The sequence below is a fragment of the Pseudobutyrivibrio sp. YE44 genome (assembly GCF_900104335.1).
Taxonomy (GTDB): Bacteria; Bacillota; Clostridia; order Lachnospirales; family Lachnospiraceae; genus Pseudobutyrivibrio.
The window spans coordinates 99,703-126,393 of the sequence record NZ_FMXT01000001.1 but is presented as its reverse complement, the minus strand read 5'-3'; the positions used below and the strand labels follow the sequence as shown (position 1 = coordinate 126,393).

Here is a 26,691-nt window from a genome sequence, read left to right as displayed (position 1 = left end):
ATTTCCATGTAAACAAAAGGCTTCCACCAAAAAGTGGAAGCCAATCTGAACGTTGTTTTGTTTGAAACGAGAAATTTGTTTTTACTGAAATTAATTAGTTATTATTCTACATCCTGAAGAGCTGCAAAGTCTTCTTCGCCTGTACGAATCTTTACAACCTGCTCTACGTCGTATACGAAAATCTTACCATCACCAATGTGACCTGTATAAAGAACCTTCTTAGCTGTTTCGATTACTTCTTTAACTGGAACCTTGCATACTACTACGTCTACACGAATCTTTGGAAGTAATGATGGCTCCAAAGCAACACCTCTGTAATACTCTGGTGCACCCTTCTGTACGCCACAGCCCATTACGTGTGAAACTGTCATACCTGTAATTCCAAGCTTAAGAAGTGCATTCTTAAGTTTCTCAAGGTTACGCTCCTTACAAAGGATTTCAACCTTTGTCATACGAGGTCTGCCTGCAGATGTAATCTGTGAAGGCGCATATTCAACCTCAATTGCCTCATCAGGGCTTGCAAGTCCAGCAGCCTCAAGAGTCTCTGTAATAAGTGATGCTGTCTCATCATCATACTCATCTGTATCGAAGTCGTCCTCAAGCATGTTAAAGCCTGAATATGCTGATGGAAGACCATGCTCCGTTCTATCAAGACCAACGATTTCTTCCTCAGCTGAAGCACGAAGACCGATAGTAGCCTTAATAACAGAAAATGAAATTGTAATTGTAACAGCAGCCCATGCTCCTACTGAAAGAACACCAAGAAGCTGTAAACCTAAAAGCTTGAAGCCACCGCCATAGAAAAGACCTGTAAGCTCACTTGCTGGAGCTGAAGGTGTAGCAAATAAACCAACTGCAATTGTTCCCCAGATACCATTCATCATGTGAACTGCAACAGCACCAACTGGATCATCAATATGAAGCTTATAGTCAAGAAGCCATACACCAAATACTACAAGGAAACCTGCAACAACACCAATTACAATAGCACCGAAAGCATCTGTAACGTCGCATGGGGCTGTGATAGCTACAAGACCTGCAAGTGAAGCATTTAATGACATTGATACATCTGGCTTACCAAACTTAATCCATGTGAAAGCCATTGTTGTACAAGTAGCAACTGCAGGAGCAATTGTTGTTGTAACAAAAATTGAAGCAAGCTGCTCTAAAGATGTTGCTGCAGCACCGTTGAAGCCATACCAGCCAAGCCAAAGAATAAATACACCAAGTGCACCAAGAGCAATGTTGTGACCTGGGAAAGCATTTACCTTTGAAATACGACCTTTGCTGTCGTGTGAAAACTTACCAATACGAGGTCCAAGAATCTTTGCACCGATAAGAGCACAGATACCACCAACCATATGAATAGCACAGCTACCTGCAAAATCGTGGAAACCAAGCTGTGCAAGCCAGCCACCACCCCAAATCCAGTGAGCCTCGATTGGATAAATTACAAGTGAAATAATTCCTGAATAAACACAGTAGCTAACAAACTTTGTACGCTCTGCCATAGCACCAGAAACGATTGTTGCTGTTGTAGCACAGAACACAAGGTTAAATACAAAGTTGCTCCAATCAAAAGAAGCATAGTTTGTAAAAATTCCAAGTGTTGGTCTACCTACTAAACCAAAGAGACAATCCTCTCCAAGCATAAGACCAAAACCTAATACAATGAACATTACTGTTCCAATACAGAAATCCATTAAGTTTTTCATAATGATGTTTCCTGTATTTTTTGCTCTGGTAAAGCCAGCCTCAACCATTGCAAAGCCTGCCTGCATCCAGAAAACCAGTGCAGCTCCTATAAGGAACCACACACCAAATAATAAACTTGTGTACTCTTCCATAATATTTTCCTCCTAGTTTTTATTAAAAAAAGTGCAGTCTAAAGCATCTCTACTTTAAACTGCACTCCATTGTGCTAATATAACACCTCATCCACCGCAAGCGGTCCCCCTTCCCCTTAAGGGGAAGGCTCATTCTCTGGCTTCCCCCTGGGGGCGAGAGAGGTCCAGTGGACCTCTGATCCGAGCCGACCGGAGCGGAAGCGGAGAAAAAGCTGTCAGCTTTAGCTGACTGATGAGGGGTATTATTTCACCGAATATAAGATCTCTCCATATGTAGGATATGGCCAGATATCACTTGGAACTACTGTCTCAAGCTCATCTACAACCTCTCTTACTTCATTCATATCTGCAAAGATAACATCGTGGTGGAACTTAGCAAGCTCATAAGTATCTGAAAGCTCCTTAGCCTTCTCGATATCTGCCTCAAGCTTTTCAAGTCTTGAATCCATTTCAAAAGTAAGCTTTGAAGCCTTCTCAAGATGCTTCTTCTCTACTGTTGAATCTACAGAAAGACCAGTTGCTGCCTTAGCATTAAGTGTCTCTGCAAGTGTGTACTGATAATCACTTGCTGCTGCCATGATGTCCTTCTTAACCATTGAATCAAGCGTAAGTGCCTCGATATCAAGTACCTTATAATAGTTCTCAAGAAGAATATCATAGCGGCTGTAAAGCTCTTCCTTCGTAAATACGTTATGCTTTGTAAATACATCGATAGACTTGTCAGCGATAAAAGCTGGAAGAGCATCCACTGTAGACTTAAGGTTTGCAAGTCCTCTTCTCTCTGCTTCCTTTACCCACTCCTCTGAGTATCCGTTACCATTGAAGATAATTCTCTGATGTGCTGTAAGCTCTCTCTTAAGAAGCTCTCCAAGTGCCTTTTCGAAATCAGCCTTTCCTGTAAGCTCTGCAGTAAACTTCTCTAATTCCTCTGCAACAATTGTGTTAAGAACAATGTTTGGACCAGAGATAGAAGCTGTAGAACCAAGAGATCTAAACTCAAATTTATTTCCTGTGAAAGCAAATGGTGATGTTCTGTTTCTATCTGTTGTATCCTTTGAAATACTTGGGATAACATCAGAACCAACTGTCATCTTCTGCTTCTTAATGTCCGTGTAATCTGTTCCGTCGATGATTGACTTTACAATTGCCTCAAGCTCGTCACCAAGGAACATTGAGATGATTGCTGGTGGTGCCTCGTTAGCGCCAAGTCTGTGATCATTACCAGCAGATGCAACAGACACGCGGAGTAATTCCTGATACTCGTCAACAGCCTTGATAACTGCGGTGAGGAAAAGCAAGAACTGAGCGTTCTGGGAAGGAGTAGCGCCTGGTTCAAGTAGGTTTACTCCGGTGTCAGTTGATATAGACCAGTTGTTGTGTTTGCCCGATCCATTGACGCCTGCAAAAGGCTTCTCATGCAGTAGACATGTCATACCGTGTCGCTGAGCTACCACCTTCATCATCTCCATGGTAAGCTGATTGTGGTCTGTAGCTATATTAGTGGTTGAGAATACTGGTGCAAGCTCATGCTGCGCAGGAGCAACCTCGTTGTGCTTTGTCTTAGCAAGTACACCAAGCTTCCACAACTCCTCGTCTAACTCTTTCATAAATGCAGAAACTCTTGGTTTAATAGTTCCAAAATAATGATCCTCAAGTTCCTGTCCCTTTGGAGGCTTTGCTCCAAATAATGTACGTCCACAGTAAATTAAATCAGGACGCTTGTTGTACATCTCTGTATCAATAAGGAAGTATTCCTGCTCTGGTCCAACTGTTGTGATAACTCTCTTAACTTCATCATGACCGAAGAGCTTTAATACCTTAACTGCTGCCTTGTCCAAAGCTTCCATAGAACGAAGAAGTGGTGTCTTCTTATCAAGTGCCTCACCTGAGTATGAACAGAAAGCTGTTGGAATGCAAAGTGTATCATCTTTAATAAATACGTAGCTTGTAGGATCCCAAGCTGTATATCCTCTTGCCTCGAAAGTAGCTCTAAGACCACCTGATGGGAAAGAAGATGCATCAGGCTCACCCTTAATAAGCTCCTTGCCTGAGAATGTCATAATCACTCGTCCGCCTGCATCTGGCTGGATGAATGAGTCATGCTTTTCAGCAGTTACACCTGTCATTGGTTGGAACCAATGTGTAAAATGTGTAGCACCAAGCTCTATAGCCCATTCCTTCATAGCATGAGCAATTACATTTGCCAAATCTCTATCAAGAGGTCTTCCCTCTTCTACTGTATTTCTAAGGGCCTTGTAGGCATCCTTAGGAAGACGCTCTTTCATGGTTTCATCATTAAAAACCATGCTACCAAATACTTCTGTAACTTTCTTTTCCATAATTATCCTCCATGTTTCTATTAATCTATCCCATTTACCTGTGTATAACTTAATTATTTCAATATCGTTTTCACTATATTCATTGAAATAATTAGTTATACATCAGGTAAATTCATTCTAGTAAATGAATTCCTTGAAATAATCTAGGAATCAATCAAGTTAGCTTATACACGATTATTAAATTCCCGACGCTCCGTAATTGGATAGCACACGGGCTGATGGGTCGTCCACATCGCAACCTTCCCAATTTTTATTAGGCATCCAGAAGTCCACAATCATGTGTGCCTGACCTGGATAGTATTTTTCAAACAAATCTCTATATAATAGAGATTCCTTTGTGAATGGTGTGCGATATTCGTATTTACGTTTTGCATCTTCTAAATCCTGATCTGAATAGACACTGTTTGCATATTCTTTTAAGTAATAAACCATTGAGTGTCCAACTGCATCGGAAAATGCTGCTTTCTCTCTAAAGAGAATGTCATAAGGCAAGTAATCGTCTCCCTCGAATGCATGTCTTAACAAGTATTTTCCTTTGTTATACTTATTCATCTTTATTTCAGGATTAATGCTCATTACATAATCCACAAAGGCTAAATCTCCAAATGGAACTCTTGCTTCCATAGAGTGAACTGAAATACATCTGTCAGCTCTAAGTACATCGTACATATAAAGCTCTCTAAGTCTCTTCTCTGCCTCTCTCTGGAACTCCTCTGCATTAGGAGCAAAGTCTGTATATTTGTATCCGAATATCTCGTCTGAAATCTCTCCAGTAAGAAGAACTCTAATATCTGGGAACTGCTTTTTTATTCCTTTGCAGATTAAATACATTCCCATGGAAGCTCGAATGGTTGTTATATCAAAGGTTCCAAGAGCTGCTACAACTTCTTCAAGACTTTCAAGCACTATGTCCTTGTTGATGATAATTTCGTGATGCTCAGAACCGATATAATCAGCAACCTCTTTTGCATATTTTAAGTCGATTGCATCTTCATTCATTCCAATGGCAAATGTTTTGATTGGCTTATCCATCATCTTTTGAGCAATTGCACAAACCAATGAAGAATCAAGTCCGCCGGAAAGAAGGAATCCTACAGGAGCATCTGCATCAAGTCTCTTTTCAACACCTGAAACTAAAAGCTTCTTAATTTTGGCTGCCGCCTCTTCAACTCCATCCTTGCTATAAGCCTGTCTCTTAGCTAAATCTCTATAACAAATGAACTTTCCTTTGAAATAATAATGTCCTGGTGGAAATGGCTTAACCTCATCAGTAAGACCAACCAGATTCTTTGCTTCTGATGCAAACATTATTGCACCTTCACTGTCATAGCCATAAAACAAGGGTCTAATTCCGATTGGATCTCTTGCAGCCACAAGATCATCTAACTCTTTGTCGTAGATAACCATTGCATATTCTGCGTCAAGCTTTGCAAACATTCCTAATCCGTATTTGCGATACATAGGAAGGATGATTTCGCAATCGCTATCACTTAAGAATTTATATCCATCAGCCTTAAGTTCTTCCCTAACTGGCTTGAAGCCATACAATTCTCCATTACAGATTGCATAATTGCCATCCAACTCAAAGGGCTGCATACCTGCTTCAGTCAAACCCATGATTGACAATCTTTGGAATCCAAGGACCGAATCATTTGCAGTAATCACTCGTTGCATATCTGGTCCTCTAGATAGTGTTTTAGAAAATGCCGCTTCGAAATCCTTCATTCCAATGTGGCATTTGCTTAGAGCCATAATAGAACACATAAATCTTTTTTCCTTCCCATTTTTTTACTAAAACAAAAAGGCGCCGAGACGAAACTTTCGTTTCTATCTCGACGCCTTTGTCGTTCGTGTTTTTTATTGATATGAATAATAAAACTTTGTAAAGCGGTTGTCAACAAGTTTTTTTATTTTTTTTCATTATACAATAAAAAAACACATTTTATTGATAAAATTATAAACCGTAATGATTCTAAATAATCTTTCGAAAGGATGGTTTAACTATGGATAATCAGGACTACACTTACACACAGGCACCTAACAATGCACCAGCACCATATACAGATATGTCTGTAGGTGATTGGCTAATCACAATGATTCTTACTTGCATCCCAATTGTAGGCTTTATCTGCCTTATCGTTTGGGCTGTTAGCAGTTCGCCAGAAAAACGAGCTCGTAAGAACTGGGCTATAGCTCAATTCATTATGTGCGCAATCGCTATTGTACTAAGTATTATCTTAGTAGCATGCCTTGGAGTTGGCGCAGCATCCATGGCTGGTTCATATTAATCAATTAAGGTCAGACCGTTTTTAGGTCTGACCTTTTCTCATTATGCATTGTTAAGCTCTATAAAGATTTTACTGCTTACCAATCATATTTAAACTCAAATCCATCTTCTGGCTCACCTATTTCATATCCCAGTTCTCGTGATAGCTTTGCTTTTAATTCTTCATACCAAGGTTCCCACATCTCCTCAGGCATAGTGCTAAATAACTGTAATCCACTAGGTTCACTAGAAGCCTCAAATACCTTTTATTATTTTATCATGCATAGTCATATTATGCAGAATAAATTGCATGTCAATCTCACTACCTGAACAAATTATTCCCTATGTAGTAATTTACATTCTAATTACGGAATATGCATTTAATATTTAATTCAGTTTGAAGCTTTTTATCTTCTTGAACTACGGAAAAATATACTGCATATTAGCATTATTCCGTAATGACAGTCATTTTACCAAAATTCGCTACGGAACAAATGCTAATAAAAGTCAATATTTCCGTAATCACAGCCCAAATAACAATATTTCCCCCAAAAAGCAAGTTCAAATAGCCCTTGCAGCACTAACAAAACCCCAAAGTTGGTCATAGTGTCTAAATACCCACAAATACAAAAAGTTGGCCATAGTGCCTAAATACCCACAAATACAAAAAGCCGCCTGGCGTATGCCAAGCGACTCAATAAAAAATCTAATTATTATATTTTTCAATAATCCCAAGGGCTACCTGATACCTGGAGATACGTGAATCCATAGCTTCTTTCTCAATAAGCTTGTGGGCTTCCTCTTCACTTACGTCTTCGTTGACGATGAGAAGGAGCTTGGCCCGGGAAATGGTTTTAAGCTCGTCAAGCTTCTTTTCAAGCTTGAGGTTTTCGCGCTTTGCCATGGATATTCTGCGCTGGGCTGCCATGGCAGCCTTCAGGGCCTGCCAGAAAAGCTGCTTGCTAATAGGCTTGGATACAGTGATAATACCGTAGTCTGCCACCTTGTCGGTGGTTTCATCATAAATGTCTGCTTTTACAAAAAGCAGAATCTGACAAACATTCTTTTCTGCAATATCCACCACATGCTCGATAGAGTTTGTTCCACCGATAGGAAGGTTGATTAGACAAATGTCAAAATCATAATCCTGGATGGTGCGTTTGGCAGTAACAAGACTTGTCTCGCACATCATATCGATGAAACCATTCTCTTTGAGAAAGGATTTATAGAAGGCGGTACCCTTTTCGCTATCGCAGACAATTAATGCTCGTTCCATAGTCTACTCCTTTTAGGGTTAAATACTTGCCTTTATAATTTCAATATAATCTGCGGCAATATCCGCAAAGCTAGATTCCTTTATGAATTGACTATTTGACGCACATTCAATTGCCTCCTCGATAGATGAAGGAAGCTTTGTTAAAGTTGATGCCTTTTCATCAGTCAAATCTCTTGAGCTAACCTCCAAGGCTGGTGGAAGCTTTTCCTTGCCTTTTACACCTGCGATTCCGGCTTGGATAACGATAGCGCTGGCAAGGTATGGGTTAATACATGAGTCTGGTGAACGCAAAATAAAATGCTTACGCTTTCCATTGACTTCAGGCACTCTAAAAAGTCTAGAATTGTTCTGTTCAGACCAAGTAACATACTTTGGTGCTTCTAGCAAACCAAAGCGATAGTAAGAGTCACGACGACAATTCAAGAACAAAGTGATATCTCTCATTCTGTTAATGATACCTGCCATAAAGCTCTCAGAGAATTCTCTATCAGTATCAATTAGGTTAGAATCCCCCTTGTAGTTTGCCATAATAATGTGCAAACCATTTCCAGGAGCATCCTCCATAGGCTTTGGCTCAAAGCATGCACAGGCACCATTTCTAGCTGCAATATTTTCAACAACGTTTTTGTAGGTTACGAGGTTGTCGGCTGTAGTAAGCACATCTGCAGACTGGAAATCAATCTCATTCTGGCCTGGTCCTCTTTCGTGATGTGAAGATTGAGGCGAAATGCCCATTTCTTCAAGGGATAGACAAATCTCTCTTCGAATGTTTTCACCCTTGTCGCTTGGAGCAACATCAAGATATCCACCATTATCAAATGGTTCTTTTGTAGGATTACCATCCTCATCTGTCTTGAACAAATAGAATTCTGACTTAAGTCCCATTCGAGTGGTGAAGCCCATACTCTCACACTCCTTGAGTGTTTCCTTAAGGAATTGTCTATAGTCATAGGCGAATGGTGTTCCATCTGCATAAACCACATCACAATAGAATCTGATTACACGACCAGATTGTGGTCTCCAAGGAAGCACATGCAAGGTGTCTGGATCTGGCTTTAAGAATAAATCCTTTCCTGCCACACCAGAGAATCCAAGCACTAAGAATGAGTCGAAATTAATTCCGTCTTCGAAGGCAGACTTCAATTCTGATGGCATTATAGAAATATTCTTTTGGTTGCCGTAAAGGTCACAAAATGCAAGTCGGATAAACTTAACATCGTTCTCCTCAACGAACTCCAAAATATCATCAATTGATAAATGAGACATGGTATGTCCTCCAAAATTTTTTATTCTATTCTAAACCATTCAGAGCATATTCGCAAAATCGCACTAATGTGCTTTCCTTTTGCTCATATGTTTTTCTCACAAAATAAAATTTAATAGAAAAATGCTTGCCAGCAATCATTTTCTATATAAATTTTATTTTGCTCTGAATGGTTTATATGTTTGTGTACCCCATAAGGTACTCATCTACTTCTCTTGCGCAGTCTCTACCCTGGCGGATAGCCTTTACAACTAGAGACTGACCTGTATGCATATCTCCAGCAGTAAATACCTTTGGTACCTTTGTTGCAAATTTATCGGCACCAACAGAAGCCACATTTGTACGTCCGTCTACCTCCACCTTGAAGGCATCTGTAACATATTTCTGTGAGCCTAAGAAACCTGCAGCAATAAGACAAAGCTGACAAGGGATTTCCTTTTCGGTTCCCTCCACTGGTACCATCATCTTGCGACCTGTTTTCTTATCAAGTTTAGACTCTAAGGAAACAAGAACGGCGCTCTTAAGGTTGCCATTTTTATCGGTCTTAAATTCCTTTACAGTTGTTGTGTACACACGTGGGTCATGACCGAACTTGGCAATAGCCTCCTCCTGTCCATAATCAGTTTTGCACACAAGTGGCCACTGTGGCCATGGATTAGTCTCCGCTCTCTCATCTGGAGCCTTTGGCATCATTTCAAGCTGTGTTACGGACTTGCAACCGTGACGGATAGAAGTTCCCACACAGTCGTTTCCTGTATCTCCACCGCCGATAATGATAACGTCCTTATCCTTTGCAGAAATATACTGGCCATCCACAAGCTTCATGTCGTTTGCCCACAAGCATTTTGTGGTTGATGTAAGGAAATCCACAGCAAAGTGAATACCCTTGGCATCCTTACGACCAACTGCATCTATGTCTCTTGGATTGGAAGAGCCGCAGCAAAGAATAACAGCATCATATTTGTCTGTTAAATCCTTAGCCTTCACGTCCACACCAACGTTGGCATTTACGATAAAGCTAACGCCCTCTTCCTCCATTATTTTTACCTTGCGATCGATGATTTGCTTCTCAAGCTTCATATTTGGAATGCCGTAACGAAGCAAACCACCTACATTGTCATTTCTCTCGTATACGGTAACACTGTGGCCTCTGCGGTTAAGCTGATCTGCTACAGCAAGACCTGCAGGGCCTGATCCAATAACAGCTACAGATTTACCTGTGCGCTGCTTTGGAGGATTTGCCTTAGCAAGTCCATTGGCATAAGCGTATTCAATAATAGCCTTTTCATTTTCTCTTGTAGAAACAGCATCGCCATTTAACCCACATGTACACGCCTTCTCACAAAGACCTGGACATACTCTGCAGGTAAACTCAGGGAAGTTGCTAGTCTTGTGAAGACGCTTATATGCCATCTCATAATTTCCCTGATAAACAAGCTCATTCCACTCAGGAATAAGATTGTTCAAAGGACAACCTGAAGTCATCCCTTTAATAGTCATACCTGACTGACAGAAAGGTACGCCGCAATCCATGCAACGTGCTCCCTGTCTCTTTTGTTCCTCCACTGAAAGTGGTTCGTGGAACTCATTAAAATTCTTTATTCTTTCAAGAGGACTAAATGCTTTAGCCTCTACTCGATCATACTCTAAAAATCCTGTTGGCTTTCCCATCTATTTAATCCTCCTATTTGCATAAAGCGTTAAAAGCTTCAATCTGTGCCTGCTCTGAAGACAGTCCCTTTTCTTCCATTTGAACAATTGTCTGCATCATCTTCTTGTAATCAAATGGAACAATCTTCTTAAACTTAGGAAGGTATTCACTGAAATTATCGTAAATACGTTTTCCCTTCTCTGAACCTGTCTCAGCCACGTGGGCAGCGATTATCTCCTTGAGTTCCATAACATCATACTTGTTTGTTACAGTCTCAAGACTAACCATGCTTTTATTTAAGCGCTTGTAAAGAGTGGCATCCTCATCAAGGACATAGGCAATGCCACCTGACATACCAGCAGCAAAGTTCTTTCCAGTTGTACCTAGCACAACCACTCTACCGCCTGTCATGTATTCACAACCATGGTCACCACAGCCCTCAACAACAGCTGTAGCACCAGAGTTTCTTACAGCAAAACGCTCGCCAGCCACACCATTGATAAATGCCTTTCCTGAGGTTGCACCATATAAAGCAACGTTACCAATAATGATATTTTCATCCTGCTTATAGCTTGCTTCCTTTGGAGGATTAACCACGAGCTTACCACCAGAAAGACCTTTTCCAAAGTAGTCATTAGAGTCACCTACAAGCTTTAAGGTAAGTCCCTTTGGAATAAAGGCACCGAAGGACTGTCCTCCTGCTCCCTGACAATTTACTACATATCTGTCTTCTGGAAGAGTTTCTCCAAAACGTCTGGTAAGCTCTGCACCAAGCAAGGTTCCCAGTGAACGGTTGATATTTGAAACCTCGACCTCAACCTGGCCTTCTTCATTTGCCTCAATGGCAAGTATAAGCTTCTTTAAAAGAACCTTTTCATCTACAGTCTTTTCAAGCTCAAAGTTGTAGACATTTTTCTTCTCGTAGTTAACCTTCTCATAAGGATTAGGATTTGAAACTACACAAGATAAATCTACCTTTGACATTCTCTTGCTGCCATCCACATCCTTAAGCTGTAAAAGATCATAACGTCCGCAAAGCTCATCCACAGTCTTGCAACCAAGCTGTGCCATATATTCACGAAGCTCCTGAGCAATAAAGCGCATGAAGTTTACAACATACTCAGGCTTACCTGTAAATCTCTTTCTAAGCTCTGGGTTCTGAGTTGCAACACCAACTGGACATGTATCAAGATTACATACTCTCATCATTACACAGCCCATTGTTACAAGTGGAGCTGTTGCAAAACCAAATTCCTCTGCACCAAGGGCACAAGCAATAGCAACATCACGACCTGTCATAAGCTTACCATCAGTCTCAATAACAACCTTATTTCTAAGACCATTCATAGCAAGAGTCTGATGAGCCTCTGCAAGACCAAGCTCCCAAGGAAGACCTGCATTGTGGATTGATGACTTAGGTGCCGCACCTGTACCACCATCATAACCAGAAATAAGAATAACCTGAGCTCCTGCCTTAGCAACACCAGAAGCGATTGTTCCAACGCCTGCCTCTGATACAAGCTTTACAGAAATACGCGCAGCCTTATTGGCATTCTTTAAATCGTAAATAAGCTCCGCCAAATCCTCGATGGAATAAATATCGTGATGAGGTGGTGGGGAAATAAGAGCCACACCTGGAGTAGAAAGACGAGTCTTTGCAATCCAAGGATAAACCTTCTTTCCTGGAAGATGTCCACCTTCGCCAGGCTTTGCCCCCTGTGCCATCTTAATCTGGATTTCCTTTGCGCTAACAAGATACTTGCTAGTAACACCAAATCTACCAGAAGCAACCTGCTTAATTGCAGAACAACGATTCAGACCATCTGGGCCAATGCTATAGCGCTCTTCCTCTTCTCCACCTTCACCAGAGTTCGACTTACCATGAAGCATATTCATAGCGATAGCCATAGTCTCGTGAGCTTCCTTTGAAATAGAACCGTAGCTCATGGCACCTGTCTTAAAACGCTTTACAATAGAATCTACAGACTCAACTTCATCAATACTAATTGCCTTCTTTGGATACTTGAAATCAATAAGTCCACGTAGATTTCTAACCTCATCCTCCTTGTTAAGAAGTGCTGTATATTCCTTGAAGGTATTGTAGTCACCAGTTCTTGTAGAAAGCTGAAGCAGGTGAATTGTTGCAGGATTGTAGAGATGCTCCTCTGCACCTGAACGCATCTTGTGCTGTCCTCTAGAATCCAAGGTTTCATCTACAGATAATCCAAGTGGATCAAAGGCCTTGCTATGCTGCATTTCCACATCTGCCTGAATATCCTCTAATGTGATGCCGCCGATTCTGCTGATTGTTCCTGTGAAATACTTATCTATTACATCTGCGCTGATACCAATGGCCTCGAAAATCTTGGCACCCTGGTAAGACTGCACTGTAGAGATACCCATCTTTGATGCAATTTTGATGATTCCGCTAATTACAGCCTCGTTATAGTCGTCAATTGCGGCATGCTCATCCTTCTTAAGCTGACCCTTTTCAATAAGCTCACTGATAGTTTCCTGTGCAAGATAAGGGTTGATTGCAGAAGCACCATAACCTAAAAGTGTCGCAAAATGATGGACCTCTCTTGGCTCACCTGATTCTAGAATTACTGAAAGGCTGGTACGCTTCTTTGTCTGAACCAGATGTCTTTGAACAGCGGCAACAGCCAGTAAGGATGGAATTGCCACGTGGTTTTCATCCACACCTCTATCTGAGAGAATAATGATATTTGCACCTTCTCGGTTTACTCTATCAACCTCAACAAAAAGATGCTCAATAGCCTTCTCCAAAGAAGTGTTCTTATAATAAGTGATAGGTACTGTTTCAGCCTGAATTCCAGGTACCTTCATTGATTTAATCTTCATTAAATCTGTAACTGTTAAGATTGGATTGTGAATCTCAAGCATGTTACAGTTTTCTTCCTTTTCCTCAAGGACATTTCCAGCTGTTCCAAGATAGATAGTTGTTGCTGTGACAATCTCCTCACGAATAGAATCGATAGGTGGATTTGTTACCTGGGCAAACAACTGCTTGAAATAGTTGAAAAGAGGCTGATGATGTTCTGAAAGTACAGCAAGTGGTACATCGATACCCATTGCACCTGTGTTTTCACCACCATTAAGAGCCATAGGAAGGATAGAATCCTTTATCTCCTCGTAAGAATATCCAAAGGCCTTCTGAAGACAGTCTCTCTCCTCCTTTGAATACTTTGGAACTGGCTCATTTGGAATCTTTATTTCAGAAAGCTTTGCAAGGTTTGCATCCAGCCACTGACCATATGGCTGTCTTGAAGCAAACTGTGCCTTAAGCTCCTCATCATCTATAAGTCTTCCGGCAACGGTATCTACAAGAAGCATTTTTCCTGGACGAAGTCTGTCCTTCTTTTTAATCTTACTTTCCTCGACAGGAAGCACACCTACCTCAGAAGAAAGGATCAAATAGTCGTCCTCTGTAATGTAATATCTTGATGGTCTAAGTCCGTTTCTATCAAGAACCGCACCCATAATATCACCATCTGAGAAAAGAATAGATGCAGGACCATCCCATGGCTCCATCATTGTAGAGTAATACTGATAGAAATCTCTTCTAGCCTGATCCATTGCCTTGTTCTTTACCCATGGTTCTGGAATTGTAATCATAACGGCAAGTGGAAGTGGCATACCGTTCATTACAAGAAACTCTAGAGCATTATCAAGCATTGCAGAGTCTGAACCTGCCTGATTACAAACTGGTGTAATCTTTGTCATCTCTGGCTCTAATACCTGGGATACCATTGTCTCCTCACGAGAAAGCATCTTATCTGCATTTCCCTTGATGGTATTAATCTCTCCATTGTGTACAATAAAGCGATTTGGATGAGCACGCTCCCAAGAAGGATTTGTGTTGGTTGAGAAACGAGAATGAACTGTAGCAATTGCAGATTCATAATCCTTATCCTCCAAATCCTCAAAGAAAAGTCTAAGCTGATTTACAAGAAACATACCCTTATATACGATAGTTCTGCTTGAAAGAGAAGCAACATAGGTATTCTCAGCAGTCTGCTCAAACACACGTCTAGCCACATAAAGCTTTCTATCAAAATCAAGCCCGCGGTTGCAATCCTCTGGTCTCTTAATGAAAGCCTGATAAATTGTTGGCATACAATCCACTGCAGCCTTACCAAGGATGGTAGGCTTTGTTGGGACCTGTCTCCAACCTAAAAATTCAAGGTTTTCTTTTTCCACGATGATTTCGAACATCTTCATGGCCTGTTTTCTTTTCAGTTCCTCAGAAGGGAAAAAGAACATACCTACACCGTAGTCTCTCTCATTCCCAATTGAAATTCCAAGCTCCTTTGTAACCTTTGAAAAGAATTTGTGAGAAATCTGAAGAAGGATACCAACGCCATCTCCTGTTTCACCGTCAGCATCCTTACCTGCTCTATGCTCAAGATTTTCAACAATCTTTAATGCATCAGAGACAGTTTTGTGAGTTTTGATTCCCTTAATAGAAACAACAGCTCCAATACCACAATTGTCATGTTCAAATTCCGGGTTGTACAAACCTTTATTTTGATCTACCATGTTTGCTACTCCTTCCACTTTTTCGATCTAGCACTAAAATAATGCAAAAAAAGGGCGCCTAAACAGACTCCCACTACGGGAATTTGTTTAGACGCCTTTGTCTTTGAAATAATATACAATTAATTGAGAATAAATGCAAGCACTTTTTTACATTAAAGTGTTAAACCGCACTTTATATTGCTACACCGCAAGCCTTACAATCACTTACAAGCTCCTGTACAAGAGTTTTAACTGGAAGAATCTCATTCACTCTAGATGCATTTTCACCGCAGAAAAATAATCCCTCTTCCCTATCTCCTGTTACAGCGGCAATTAAAGCTCTACTTATACAATAAGGAATTTTGTCCCCCTTTGGACAAGCCTTAAGGCAGTTATTACATCTTTTTGCAAAAAAATTCTTTCCGTCATCAAGCTTTTCTAGAAGTGGTGTGTATACCGCACGGGCTGGCATACCAACTGGACTTTTAATAATCTTAATGTCCTCTTCCTTAGCATCAACTATCACCTGCTTAAAAACATCACTGGCATCACACTCATCAGTGGTGATAAAACGTGTTCCCATTTGAACGCCGTCAGCACCTGCATCAATTGCCTCAGCTATATCCTGGCCTGTGAAAACTCCGCCACCCAGGAACACTCTAATCTTTTTCTTGAACTCAGCCTCGTAAGGCTTAATAACCTCTAATACTTCTTTTAAAATCTGAAGATTTGGCTGACAGGTTTTCTCACTTAAATCTTCCTTGGAAAATCCAAGGTGACCACCAGCCTTATGACCTTCGATAACAATAAAATCAGGAATTGAACCTGCCTTCTTTGCAAAGGTCTTGCACAAAAGCATTGCTGCTTTCTTGCTAGAAACAATCGGTGCATATAGAGTGCTGCTTCCCTTTACAAGCTCCGCCAAATTAAGAGGAAGACCTGCTCCAGAAATAATTGCATCTGCTCCTGCAGCGATTGCAGCCTTTACAGTTTCTTCGTAATGGCTAACTGCCACCATAATATTTACTCCTACAAGACCGTTGCCCCCAGATATTTCCTTTGCTCTTTTAATATGTGCCTTTAAGGCTCTAAGATTTGCCTCTAAAGGATTGGTTAAGAAGTCTGCCTCCTTGAAACCAATATTTACTGAGCTAATTACGCCCATGCAGCCCTGCTTTGCCACATTGCCTGCAAGCTCTGATAGAGAAACACCAATTCCCATACCGCCCTGGATGATTCCATGAGCTAATTCTTTTCCATTAATATTCATTGCATATTCTCCATATAAGATTAATTAATTAAAAAGTTTTAACTAAAGTCTTTGAGATAATACATCAAATTCTCTTATATGTCAAATTAATATACAATTATACTCAGTTGTGTATTTATTCAGCGTTGCATCTGGTAATTACTGGGTTTACAGGTGTTGCTTATTTCAGAAAATTAGCCAACATCTTCTTTCCCTCAGGAGTCAAAATAGATTCCGGATGAAACTGAAGCCCGTAAATCTCATAATCCTTGTGCTTAACAGCCATAATCTCTCCATCAGTGGTGCTTGCAACCACTTTCAGATTGCTTGGAAGCGTGGACTCCTCCGCAGCCAAGGAATGATATCTGGCAACTGTTGTATTTTCAGGAAGCCCCTGAAAAATCTTGCAAGACAAATCCAGTGTTACCTCTGACTGCTTCCCATGCATAAGTTCCTTGGCATATGTAATAACACCACCAAAGGTCTCACATATTGCCTGATGCCCTAAACACACTCCAAGAATAGGAAGCTTTCCTGCAAAGTGAGCTATAACATCCTCACAGATACCTGCTTCAATAGGACGTCCTGGCCCTGGAGAAATAATAATATGGCAAGGTGCTAATTTTTCAATATCGCATATACGTAATTCGTCATTACGAACTACCTTTATATCTGGATTAATCTCTCCTATCAGCTGATAAAGGTTGTAGGAAAAGCTATCGTAATTGTCTATTAGTAAAATCATTCTAAGCCTCCCTCTGCTCCTCTAACTGCATTTATTACAGCCTTAGCCTTGTTAATGCACTCGTCTGCTTCCTTTTCAGGAATAGAATCATATACAATTCCTGCCCCTGAACGGATACAGATTGTATCATCCTTTTTATAAACAAGTCTGATAGCAATGCAAACATCTAAGTTTCCTGTAAAATCAATATAGCCTAGGGCACCACCATATATTCCTCGTTTACTCTGCTCCAGCTCCTCAATAATCTCACAGGCTCTGAATTTTGGTGCACCAGAAAGGGTTCCTGCAGGGAGTATTGCATCAACTGCATCAATAACATCTCTATCCTCTGCCAACTGGCCAACAACTGTGGAACCAATATGCATTACATGGGAGAATCTTTCGATTCCCATATACTGCTCAACATTTACAGTTCCAAGCCTGCTGATTTTTCCAATATCATTTCGTCCTAAATCCACAAGCATATTGTGCTCAGCAAGCTCCTTTTCATCTGCCAACAGCTCCCTTTCAAGAGCCAGGTCTTCAGCTGGAGACTTACCACGTGGTCTGGTTCCTGCAAGAGGAAAAGTGCTGACTCTTTTTTGTTCCACCTTTACAAGAGTTTCAGGTGAGGCACCTGCTATTTCTATATCATCACTTGAAAAATAAAACATATAAGGTGATGGATTGCTAGCCCTGAGAAGTCTATAGGTATCAAAAAGGCTTCCCTGTGCTTCAGCGCTCATAGGATTTGAAAGCACTACTTGGAAGATATCACCTTCCTTTATATAATGCTTTGCCTTTTCAACCATATGTCCATACTCTTCTTTTGTAAACTTTGGCTTTATCTCAGACTTAATTGATAAAGGTTTAAACTCCTTCTTCTCTCCTGACTTTAAAAGCTTCTTAATCTCCTCAAGCTTTGCTTCTGCAACAGAATAATTATTTGCTATTGCCTGAACCCTGTCTTCCACATAAGAAGAGTTTACATCTCTTAAATCAACCCCTGTGATCAAATAGATTTTTTGCCTATAATTATCAAAAGCAATTACATCATTAAAAAGCATCAAATCCATATCCTTAAAGTCATCTTCCCCGTGATTAGACAGCTGAAGCTTTGGCTCGCTGTACTTTATATAATCATAGGAAAAATAGCCTACAAGACCACCAGTAAAAGTAGGCAAGCCTTTTAGTGTTGGGCTTTTATATTTTGCCAGAAGCTCTCTAAGTATCTCGCCTGGATGAGAAACTTTACACTCTTCCACAAGGGTCTTCCCCTCTGCGGAATTATCCTTTATCTGTACAACACCATCCTGGCAGGTGATTTCCATTTTAGGATTAAAGCCCAAGAAAGAATAACGACCCCAATCCTCAGACTGACCTGCACTTTCTAGAAGATAACACTGGTTGCTGGCCTTTCTAAGAATCCTTACCACCTCAATAGGTGTAAAGCTATCAGAAAGGATTTCAATGGCAACAGGAATTCGTTTGTAGGATTTGTCTTCTGCTAATTCTAAAACTTCTTCTAAACTAGGAAACATAATAGGCCTCTTTCATTTCTCGCACGAACTTTCCTACCTGAGCGGGAGCATTCTTTCCATGCTCTGCAATAACTCTTACAATGGCAGAACCAACAATGGCTCCATCAGAAATGTTTGCCATCTCAGCAGCCTGTTCAGGTGTTGAAATACCAAATCCTACAGCACATGGAACCCTTGTGTTTTTACGAACTCTATCAACAAGCTCAGCTATGTTGCTAGTGAATTCCTTTCTTGTACCAGTTACACCAAGACTTGAAACAATATAAATAAAGCCCTTGGCATTTTTTGCAATCATATCGATTCTATCCTCAGAAGTTGGAGCAATCATTGAAACAAATTCCACTCCAAACTCATCAGCTGCATCCTCAAATTCAGCCTTCTCTTCAAATGGAACATCAGGCAAAATGATTCCGCAGATTCCAGTATCCTTACAACGCTCAAAGAATCTATCAATGCCATAAGAGTAAACCACGTTTGCGTAGGTCATAAATACAAGTGGCACCTGAACCTGACTGCTAACCTCTGAAACCATTTTAAAAACATCATCTGTTGTAATTTTATTTTCAAGAGCTCTGATGTTGGCCTCCATAATAACTGGGCCCTCTGCTGTTGGATCTGAAAATGGAATACCAAGCTCAATTAAATCAGCACCATTTGCTGCCAATTCCTTTATGATTTCCTTTGTGGTCTCTAAATCTGGATCACCACAGGTAATAAAAGGGATAAATGCTTTCTTATTGTTAAAGGCTTCTGCTATCTTATTCATAAATGTTCTCCCCTCTGTATCGTGCAATTGCGGCACAATCCTTGTCACCGCGACCTGAAACTGTAACCATAATAATCTGATCCTTATCCATTGTAGGAGCAAGCTTCTTCGCATATGCGATAGCGTGACTACTTTCAATAGCTGCAATAATGCCTTCTGTTTTGGCAATATACTCAAAGGCCTCTACTGCTTCCTCATCTGTCACTGGAACATACTCTGCTCTTCCGATATCGTGAAGATATGCATGCTCTGGGCCAACACCTGGATAATCAAGGCCAGCTGAAATTGAGTACACTGGTGCTATCTGACCATATTCATCCTGGCAGAAATAAGATTTCATACCATGGAAGATTCCAACCTTACCAGTATTTACTGTTGCTGCTGTCTCAAAGGTATCAATGCCTCTACCTGCTGCCTCACAGCCAATTAGTCTCACGCCCTCATCTCCAATGTAGTGATAGAAAGAACCCATGGCATTACTTCCACCACCAACACATGCAACAACTGCATCTGGAAGTCGTCCTTCAACTTCTAGAATCTGCTGACGAGACTCTCTTGAAATAACAGCCTGGAAATCTCTTACAATAGTAGGGAATGGATGTGGACCCATTACCGAACCAAGACAATAGTGAGTGTCATCAATTCTGGTAGTCCACTCTCTCATACACTCAGAAACAGCATCCTTTAAAGTTGCTGTTCCGCTAGTAACAGGAATAACATCTGCGCCTAAAAGCTTCATACGATATACATTAAGAGCCTGTCTTTCTGTATCTTCTTTTCCCATGAAGATTACACATTCCATATTAAGAAGAGCTGCAGCTGTGGCTGTGGCAACACCGTGCTGACCTGCACCAGTCTCAGCAATAAGTCTGGTCTTTCCCATCTTTTTTGCAAGAAGAGCCTGACCTAATACATTGTTAATCTTGTGAGAACCAGTGTGATTTAGATCCTCTCTCTTTAGGTAAATCTTTGCTCCACCTAAATCCTTTGTCATCTTTTCCGCGTAATAAAGAAGACTTGGACGTCCAGCATAATTATCAAGAAGCTCCTTTAACTCTTTATTAAATTCAGGGTCATCCTTGTAGTGATTATAGGCCTCTTCCAGCTCATTTACTGCATTCATAAGAGTCTCTGGAATGTACTGACCTCCGTGGATACCAAAGCGTCCCTTACTTTTGTTTCCTGGTTTATCCTGTCTTACCGCATTTACGAATTCTTTCATCTTATTTCCATCCTTTAGCTTGTCAGTCTCAATACCTGAGCTGACATCAACACCAAATGGCTTTGTTATTTCAATAGCTTTGGCTACGTTTTCCTGATTCAAACCACCTGCAAGAATAAAAGGTCTATCTATATAAGTAAGAAGCTTTAGATCATCAATCTCTTTGCCTTCACCATTTCCTGCATCAAACATAATCATGTCTGCACTGGATTTTTCAGCCTTAATAAGCTCTTCTGGTGAATTAGCCTTAAAGGTCTTGATAACCGGAATATTGTTATCCATAAGTTCCTTGATATAGTCTTCATCTTCATTACCATGAAGCTGAGCCACATCAATTATCTGCTCTTCAAAAAGCTCTTCCACCTGCTTGGCTGGAGCATCTACAAAAACGCCTACAGCCTTGATTTCAGGATTAAGCATGCTCTTTAACTTCTTAGCCTGCTTATGGCTCACGTTTCTTCTGCTTTTCTCATAAAATACGAACCCAACATACTCAGGCTTAAGCTCGTTTGCCTTTTCTATATCTGCCTCTCTAGTGAGACCACAAAGCTTTATAGTTGTCATATCAATTTTCCTTTCCTTTAAGTTCTGCTAGTTTTTGACTTTTATCTGCTGCTCTCATTAAGGTTTCACCAATAAGAACTGCATCCACTCCTGCTTCTCTCAGTCCCTTTATATCCTCAGGGCCTGTAATACCGCTTTCTGATACAAATAAGATATCTCCAGGAATCATATTTCTAAGTCTTACACTATTTCTGGTATCAACTGAGAAATCCTTAAGATTTCTATTGTTAACTCCGACGATTCTAGCTCCTGCTCTAATTGCTTTCTGAACCTCCAACTCATCATGGGCTTCCACCAAAGCTGACATTCCAAGTTCATCGCAGATAGCTATATATTCCTCGATTTGACTTTCACTAAGAAGGGAACAAATAAGAAGTACTGCCTTTGCTCCTAAGATTTTGGCTTCATAAATCATATATTCATCCACCACAAAATCCTTTCTTAGAACTGGAATATTTACTGTAGCTGCAATTTCCTTAAGGTAAGCATCCTGTCCTAAAAACCACTTTGGTTCTGTAAGTACAGATATGCAATCCGCTCCAGCCTTTTCATAATCCTTAGCAATCTGAAGATAATCAAAGTGCTCAGCAATAATTCCCTTTGAAGGAGACGCCTTTTTACATTCACAGATAAAGGAAACATCTCCGGCTATCAAAGCATTTTCAAATTCAAATTTTCCTTTACTAATGCCAAAGGTTTCCTTTCTAACTTCTTCTAAGGATTTATTCGCTTTTGCCTGAGCTACACGCTCTTTAGCATACTCCGCTATTTCTTCCAAGATGTTCATCATTTTCGTCTTCCTTAATCTGGTTGCTTACAAGAATAAATTTCTCAAGTGTCTCAAATGCTTTTCCTGAATCTATGATTTCTGCTGCCAACTTAATACCAGCCTCAAAGCTTTCTGCCTTTCCTCCAATATAAAGTGAAGCACCTGCGTTCATTAAAACTGCATCTCTCTTTGGCCCCTTAGCACCCTTTAATATTTCTCTGGTTATCTTTGCATTTTCCTCAGGTGTGCCACCTTTTAAATCATCCTTTGTACACTTATTAAATCCAAAGTCCTCTGGCTTAATAGTATAAGTTTTGTACTCGCCATTATTGATTTCACACACCTTTGTTTCAGCACTCATGGAAATCTCATCTAGCTTGTCCATACCATAAACAACCATTCCACGCTTAACACCAAGGCTTGTAAGAACTCGAGCAAGTGGCTCCACCAAATATTCATCATATACACCAAGAAGCTGCATTGTTGGTGTTGCTGGATTTGTAAGAGGTCCTAAAATATTGAACACTGTTCTAAATCCAAGCTCTTTTCTAATGGCTCCTACATACTTCATTGAAGTGTGATACTTCTGAGCAAAGAAGAAACACATTCCAACTTTATCTAACAACTCCACACACTTTTCAGGATCCTGCTTAATATTAACGCCAAGAGCCTCCAAGCAATCTGCTGTTCCACAAAGAGAAGATGCTGCACGATTACCGTGCTTTGCCACCTTCATTCCACCAGCTGCTGCTATAAGAGCAGAGGTTGTTGAAATGTTGAAGCTATGTGCGTTGTCTCCACCTGTACCTACGATTTCGAATACATCCATTCCTGTCTCAACCTTAGTTGCATGCTCTCTCATTGCTGCGGCACAGCCTGCAATCTCATCAGTTGTCTCAGCCTTTGCACTCTTTGTTGAAAGGGCTGCCAGGAAGGCTGCGTTCTGTGTCTGAGATGTATCACCATTCATAATCTCGTTCATCACTGCGTATGCCTCATCGTATGTGAGGTCTTCCTTATTAACGATTTTTACAATTGCTTCTTTTATCATGTTTCTCCTCCTTTATCCTTTAATCCGCCAGTTACGGCTACAAGCCTTAGTGTTACTCCGCTCACCATAGAAAGGTTCGCTTGAGTAACCTAAGAGCTTGTTGCCTACTGGCTCACTTAAATTTCCCTGTTAAAACAAAGACAAGATTGTCTGAACGGATATAAAAAAAGTCCTTGATAAGAGCTTACGCTCTTATCAAGGACGAAAATTCTATTCCGCGGTGCCACCTTGAATTCATAGCCTTTGCTATGCGCTTAACAGGATACCAACATATCCCTGACAACTAACGAGTGTCTTCCGTCGTGCAATACTTTGACTTTCGTCATTTCCTCACGCCCTCAGGAGTCCATTCCCAAATCACTATCATACTGCATCCCACCATCGCAGCTCTCTCTTATGAATCATGAAGAGGTACTCCTCTCCTTCATCGGTTTAAAGTATTGAATTAAGTTGTAGTAAATATATCACTTCACAATTATGGTGTCAACAACTTTCTAAACAATTATTTGAAGAATTTCATTTCATCGTTAAGTTGCATTGAAATGTTCTTCAAACTATTGGCAGAATCTGCAAGGCTTGAAACCGTTGCTGAAAGCTCCTGAACTGAAGCACCTGTGGTCTCAGAGGATGCAGCATTCTCTTCTGAAATAGCTGACAATGATGACATAGCTTCAGAGACAATATCATTGGATTCTACGCAGACATTAGCTCCACCAGAAATCTTCTTGACACCAATTACTGTCTCTTCAATATCTGCAAGCATGCCATTTACTGATTCTAAGGTTTCTCCTAAAGCCTCCTGCTGCTCGATATTTCCTTGTTTAACCTGACTTGCTGCAGTAACTGCAAGTTCAGCCTCTCTTAAAAGAACATCCATAACCTCTCTGATTTCCTGGGCCATATGATCAGAATCATCAGCAAGCTTTCTAATCTCTTCAGCAACAACTGCAAAGCCCTTTCCTGCCTCGCCTGCTCGAGCCGCCTCAATAGATGCATTAAGAGAAAGAAGATTTGTCTGGGATGCAATACCAGAAATACCCTCAACGCTCACATTAATGTCATTAACCGCCTTTTGGGTTTCACCGATTGTTCTTGCGATATCCTCAATCTTATCGGTCATCTCACTACTTGATTTCTGAAGAGTAAGAAGTGATTTGCTAGATGCTTCAGAAGCCTCCTTCATTCTGGCTGCTAAGCTTTCCATATCATTTGTGGAATTCTGAACACCACCTACTGCATCAGTAATCTTACCAACATTTTCTGCTGCCTGTTGAATCTCCTCAGCCTGCTGAATGGCTCCTGTGGCTATTTCCTGAACAGAATTTGAAACTCCATCTGTTGTGGCAGCTATCTGATTGGCCATATCTGAAAGTTCCTCAGCAGAATCTCCAACAGTATGGGCTGACTCCTTAATATGACCTACTATCTCATTTAGCTTTTCTATAACCGTGTTTGTATTATTAACAATCTGTCCAAATTCGTCTTTACGATTTGTAAATTCCTCTATCTTACTGAAGGAACCATCTGCAAGCCCTGATAAAGACTGGTTAACAGCAAGAATAGGTTTTGTAAAGCCGTTTGCCAAAATAAGAGAGAAAATAAAAACAATAATCAAAAGGACAACACCTATGGCAATTACTACCATAACTGCTTTTCTAGCTGATGAAAGTATTGTATCCTCAGCAACATTCAAACAGAAAACATATCCAGAAAGTTTATCTACAGCAAAAGAGGTATACGCTGAATAACCTAATTCATTTGATAAATAGGTACCTTCTATTTCATCTGCATCCAAATGCATATAAGGGCTACTACTACAATCTATAGGTTCATCATCAGCTGTAATATCCCAATCTGAATGAGCAGCTAAAATACCGTCTCTATCTACCATATAACCATTGTCACATTCGGTATCCAAAATCTCATGGAAGCTTGTAAGACTATAATTTCTATGGCAGGTACCAATAATCTTATTTGTTTCAGGATCAATAATAGGCGCAGCCATACTGATGCTTCGCTTGCCTGTGGAATTACTTACAATTACATTGGAAACATTAAAGTTTCCGGCCATTGCTTCCTTCCAAAAGTCACGATGAGAAATATCTGTCAAATCACCATCATCATCACGAAGGACCATCTGACCATCGGTATTTGTAAGCACCAAAACATTTCCATCCCCTAAATTCTCATCGATAGAATGCATCTGCTCCTTTATATCTTTAACATCTACATCCTCACCCTTCATAAAGGATATAGTTGTAGGTGATTCAGCAAAGGATGTAATGGCAGATTTATTGTTTTCGAACACTACCTGAATCTGTGACTCAACATACCAGGTTTGCCATTCCAAGCTATCAATTGCATCAGCCTTCGCCTTGGTGGTAGATGTAATATAACTAACAATAATAGCAATTAAAAGCGGAATTGCAGCAACTGAAAGCATGGAAACAATAAGCTTAGCCTTTACGCTGTTAGAAACACTAACGCTTCCATTTGCCTTAATTTTCTTTTCTTTCTTTTCTTTAGACATAGCACACCTCTTTTAGATTATTGTATTAAAATTATAAATCCACATAATACTCCTAAATCTAAACTAAATGATAACTCAAAAAAAACTAATAACTGTGCCTTTTCTGTGATAAAGCTATGAAATATAAAAAGGAGCCAGTCCAACTTAGGACTGACTCCATAAATAACTAGTATTTATATTCCTAGATTAATAACGACCTGTAAAATCGTAGGTCTGTGTATCTGTAGTGAGTGTGGCACCAAGAGCCCAACAGCTAAGGGAACCTGTTGTTCCATCCTCGCCTGTGTAGGTAAGCTCCTGAACATCATCATTTGTCACTTCAGCTGTTCCTGAGAATTCTGTTTTATCATCAACATGAACTAACACGTCAAATGTGCCGCTTTCCATTCCCTCATTTATAATAAGGTAGCTGTCACTTGTATAATCACCGTAGTATCCACAAGCATTCTTTCTCTCTGGTAACATAAAAGCAACCTCACCATTAAGATCTGCTAAGGTGCTAGCCAACCCGAAAGCATTTTCCTTATAACGATCAGCTGCATTATATGTCCACATCATGCTGTAGATAGAACCACCTTCATATAAATATGTCATTCTATCTGCCATTGTATCAACATACTTTTCCCATTCAGTGGCAACTGCAGCATCATAAAGACTCTTGTCAGCCACCTCTATTCTGGACATAAGGCTGTCACTTTCAATCTGCCAAATTAATCTTACTGAGTCACATAGAGAATTCATCTCGGTCTGTGTCTGACAATTACCAACCTTATCACGCCACTTATCTTCTAACTCAACAAGTGACTCTAGCTCAGAGGTTAAATCTTCTGAGTTCATGATAATATCATTTACTTCTGTGTCAATTTCAGATGCATACTCATCTACATCTGCTGAAGAAGTTAAATCTGCTTCAGAATCATCTGGACCGCCTAAATCCTCTGCAGCTCCATTTATTTCTTCAGCAGCTCCTGTTAACTCCTCTTTGGCACTGCATCCAATAATAGAAAAAGATAATACAGTAACCAATAATAATACTGATAATTTTTTCATTTCATTCCTCCAAAATTGTATTACACATATTGCAGACTTTACC

The 26,691-nt window shown here is 40.3% G+C and carries 17 protein-coding genes, 1 pseudogene and 1 other annotated feature; of the genes and pseudogenes, 1 reads left to right on the top strand and 17 read right to left on the bottom strand.

The window, feature by feature from the left end; translation table 11 throughout:
* Window positions 1-101: 101 nt before the first annotated feature.
* The 3 genes from BLR54_RS00540 to asnB all read right to left on the bottom strand — a co-directional run bounded on the left by BLR54_RS00540 (window position 102) and on the right by asnB (window position 5,950).
* Complete coding sequence (locus BLR54_RS00540) at window positions 102-1,847, bottom strand: ammonium transporter (RefSeq protein ID WP_090416277.1); 1,746 nt, start codon at window positions 1,845-1,847, stop codon at window positions 102-104.
* Between the two features lie 242 nt (window positions 1,848-2,089).
* The gene (locus BLR54_RS00535) at window positions 2,090-4,186 is read right to left on the bottom strand and encodes a glutamine synthetase III family protein (protein ID WP_090416276.1); all 2,097 of its coding nucleotides are present in this window, start codon (window positions 4,184-4,186) and stop codon (window positions 2,090-2,092) included.
* A 177-nt stretch (window positions 4,187-4,363) separates the two neighbouring features.
* On the bottom strand, window positions 4,364-5,950 hold the full coding sequence (gene asnB, locus BLR54_RS00530; protein ID WP_090416275.1) for an asparagine synthase B: 1,587 nt from the start codon (window positions 5,948-5,950) through the stop codon (window positions 4,364-4,366).
* 239 nt (window positions 5,951-6,189) lie between these two features.
* Between asnB and BLR54_RS00525 the strand changes: the two genes are divergently transcribed.
* On the top strand, window positions 6,190-6,474 hold the full coding sequence (locus BLR54_RS00525; RefSeq protein WP_207645272.1) for a hypothetical protein: 285 nt from the start codon (window positions 6,190-6,192) through the stop codon (window positions 6,472-6,474).
* Window positions 6,475-7,158: 684 nt separating this feature from the next.
* On the opposite strand, the gene BLR54_RS00520 is transcribed toward BLR54_RS00525, so the two are convergent.
* The 14 genes and pseudogenes from BLR54_RS00520 to BLR54_RS00460 all read right to left on the bottom strand — a co-directional run bounded on the left by BLR54_RS00520 (window position 7,159) and on the right by BLR54_RS00460 (window position 26,648).
* Window positions 7,159-7,728 (bottom strand): ANTAR domain-containing response regulator, encoded by a 570-nt coding sequence (locus BLR54_RS00520; protein WP_090416274.1) that lies wholly within the window; start codon window positions 7,726-7,728, stop codon window positions 7,159-7,161.
* An 18-nt stretch (window positions 7,729-7,746) separates the two neighbouring features.
* Entirely contained in the window at window positions 7,747-8,994 is a 1,248-nt protein-coding gene (locus BLR54_RS00515) for a glutamine synthetase family protein (RefSeq protein ID WP_090416273.1), read from the bottom strand.
* Between the two features lie 172 nt (window positions 8,995-9,166).
* Complete coding sequence (locus BLR54_RS00510) at window positions 9,167-10,663, bottom strand: glutamate synthase subunit beta (RefSeq protein WP_090416272.1); 1,497 nt, start codon at window positions 10,661-10,663, stop codon at window positions 9,167-9,169.
* 13 nt (window positions 10,664-10,676) lie between these two features.
* Window positions 10,677-15,203 carry a glutamate synthase large subunit gene (gltB, locus tag BLR54_RS00505; RefSeq protein WP_090416271.1) on the bottom strand — a complete coding sequence of 1,509 codons (4,527 nt, stop codon included), beginning with the start codon at window positions 15,201-15,203 and terminating at the stop codon, window positions 10,677-10,679.
* Between the two features lie 172 nt (window positions 15,204-15,375).
* A complete protein-coding gene (locus BLR54_RS00500) occupies window positions 15,376-16,452 on the bottom strand; it encodes an NAD(P)H-dependent flavin oxidoreductase (RefSeq protein WP_090416270.1) in 1,077 nt (358 codons plus the stop codon).
* Between the two features lie 160 nt (window positions 16,453-16,612).
* The gene (locus tag BLR54_RS00495; protein WP_090416269.1) at window positions 16,613-17,176 is read right to left on the bottom strand and encodes an anthranilate synthase component II; all 564 of its coding nucleotides are present in this window, start codon (window positions 17,174-17,176) and stop codon (window positions 16,613-16,615) included.
* Window positions 17,173-18,696, bottom strand: a complete 1,524-nt coding sequence (trpE, locus tag BLR54_RS00490; RefSeq protein WP_090416268.1) for an anthranilate synthase component I — start codon at window positions 18,694-18,696, stop codon at window positions 17,173-17,175. Before trpE ends, BLR54_RS00495 begins: the two co-directional genes overlap by 4 nt.
* On the bottom strand, window positions 18,686-19,462 hold the full coding sequence (gene trpA, locus BLR54_RS00485; protein WP_090416267.1) for a tryptophan synthase subunit alpha: 777 nt from the start codon (window positions 19,460-19,462) through the stop codon (window positions 18,686-18,688). The genes trpE and trpA overlap by 11 nt, the downstream gene beginning before the upstream one ends.
* Entirely contained in the window at window positions 19,455-20,684 is a 1,230-nt protein-coding gene (trpB, locus tag BLR54_RS00480) for a tryptophan synthase subunit beta (RefSeq protein ID WP_242871195.1), read from the bottom strand. The genes trpA and trpB overlap by 8 nt, the downstream gene beginning before the upstream one ends.
* Window positions 20,679-21,248 (bottom strand): annotated as a pseudogene (locus BLR54_RS15245) (phosphoribosylanthranilate isomerase); the annotation flags it as partial. The gene trpB and the pseudogene BLR54_RS15245, both read right to left, overlap by 6 nt.
* A gap of 1 nt (window position 21,249) precedes the next feature.
* Window positions 21,250-22,035 (bottom strand): indole-3-glycerol phosphate synthase TrpC, encoded by a 786-nt coding sequence (trpC, locus tag BLR54_RS00475; protein WP_090417241.1) that lies wholly within the window; start codon window positions 22,033-22,035, stop codon window positions 21,250-21,252.
* Window positions 22,001-23,068 carry an anthranilate phosphoribosyltransferase gene (gene trpD / locus BLR54_RS00470; protein WP_090416265.1) on the bottom strand — a complete coding sequence of 356 codons (1,068 nt, stop codon included), beginning with the start codon at window positions 23,066-23,068 and terminating at the stop codon, window positions 22,001-22,003. The genes trpC and trpD overlap by 35 nt, the downstream gene beginning before the upstream one ends.
* A gap of 194 nt (window positions 23,069-23,262) precedes the next feature.
* Window positions 23,263-23,505: a binding site (T-box leader), on the bottom strand.
* Window positions 23,506-23,570: 65 nt separating this feature from the next.
* Complete coding sequence (locus tag BLR54_RS00465; protein WP_090416264.1) at window positions 23,571-25,598, bottom strand: methyl-accepting chemotaxis protein; 2,028 nt, start codon at window positions 25,596-25,598, stop codon at window positions 23,571-23,573.
* 186 nt (window positions 25,599-25,784) lie between these two features.
* Entirely contained in the window at window positions 25,785-26,648 is an 864-nt protein-coding gene (locus BLR54_RS00460) for a hypothetical protein (protein ID WP_090416263.1), read from the bottom strand.
* Between the last annotated feature and the right edge of the window lie 43 nt (window positions 26,649-26,691).

Excerpts from the sequence above, each read along its gene's own strand:
- BLR54_RS00515 (WP_090416273.1), bottom strand. The coding sequence starts at position 8,994 with ATGTCTCATTTATCAATTGATGATATTTTGGAGTTCGTTGAGGAGAAC.
- BLR54_RS00500 (WP_090416270.1), bottom strand. The coding sequence starts at position 16,452 with ATGAATATTAATGGAAAAGAATTAGCTCATGGAATCATCCAGGGCGGT.
- BLR54_RS00535 (WP_090416276.1), bottom strand. The coding sequence starts at position 4,186 with ATGGAAAAGAAAGTTACAGAAGTATTTGGTAGCATGGTTTTTAATGAT.
- BLR54_RS00465 (WP_090416264.1), bottom strand. The coding sequence starts at position 25,598 with ATGTCTAAAGAAAAGAAAGAAAAGAAAATTAAGGCAAATGGAAGCGTT.
- BLR54_RS00495 (WP_090416269.1), bottom strand. The coding sequence starts at position 17,176 with ATGATTTTACTAATAGACAATTACGATAGCTTTTCCTACAACCTTTAT.
- BLR54_RS00520 (WP_090416274.1), bottom strand. The coding sequence starts at position 7,728 with ATGGAACGAGCATTAATTGTCTGCGATAGCGAAAAGGGTACCGCCTTC.
- BLR54_RS00525 (WP_207645272.1), top strand. The coding sequence starts at position 6,190 with ATGGATAATCAGGACTACACTTACACACAGGCACCTAACAATGCACCA.
- gltB (WP_090416271.1), bottom strand. The coding sequence starts at position 15,203 with ATGGTAGATCAAAATAAAGGTTTGTACAACCCGGAATTTGAACATGAC.
- trpE (WP_090416268.1), bottom strand. The coding sequence starts at position 18,696 with ATGTTTCCTAGTTTAGAAGAAGTTTTAGAATTAGCAGAAGACAAATCC.
- BLR54_RS00460 (WP_090416263.1), bottom strand. The coding sequence starts at position 26,648 with ATGAAAAAATTATCAGTATTATTATTGGTTACTGTATTATCTTTTTCT.
- asnB (WP_090416275.1), bottom strand. The coding sequence starts at position 5,950 with ATGTGTTCTATTATGGCTCTAAGCAAATGCCACATTGGAATGAAGGAT.
- BLR54_RS00540 (WP_090416277.1), bottom strand. The coding sequence starts at position 1,847 with ATGGAAGAGTACACAAGTTTATTATTTGGTGTGTGGTTCCTTATAGGA.
- trpA (WP_090416267.1), bottom strand. The coding sequence starts at position 19,462 with ATGAATAAGATAGCAGAAGCCTTTAACAATAAGAAAGCATTTATCCCT.
- BLR54_RS00510 (WP_090416272.1), bottom strand. The coding sequence starts at position 10,663 with ATGGGAAAGCCAACAGGATTTTTAGAGTATGATCGAGTAGAGGCTAAA.
- trpC (WP_090417241.1), bottom strand. The coding sequence starts at position 22,035 with ATGAACATCTTGGAAGAAATAGCGGAGTATGCTAAAGAGCGTGTAGCT.
- trpB (WP_242871195.1), bottom strand. The coding sequence starts at position 20,684 with ATGAAAGAATTCGTAAATGCGGTAAGACAGGATAAACCAGGAAACAAA.
- trpD (WP_090416265.1), bottom strand. The coding sequence starts at position 23,068 with ATGATAAAAGAAGCAATTGTAAAAATCGTTAATAAGGAAGACCTCACA.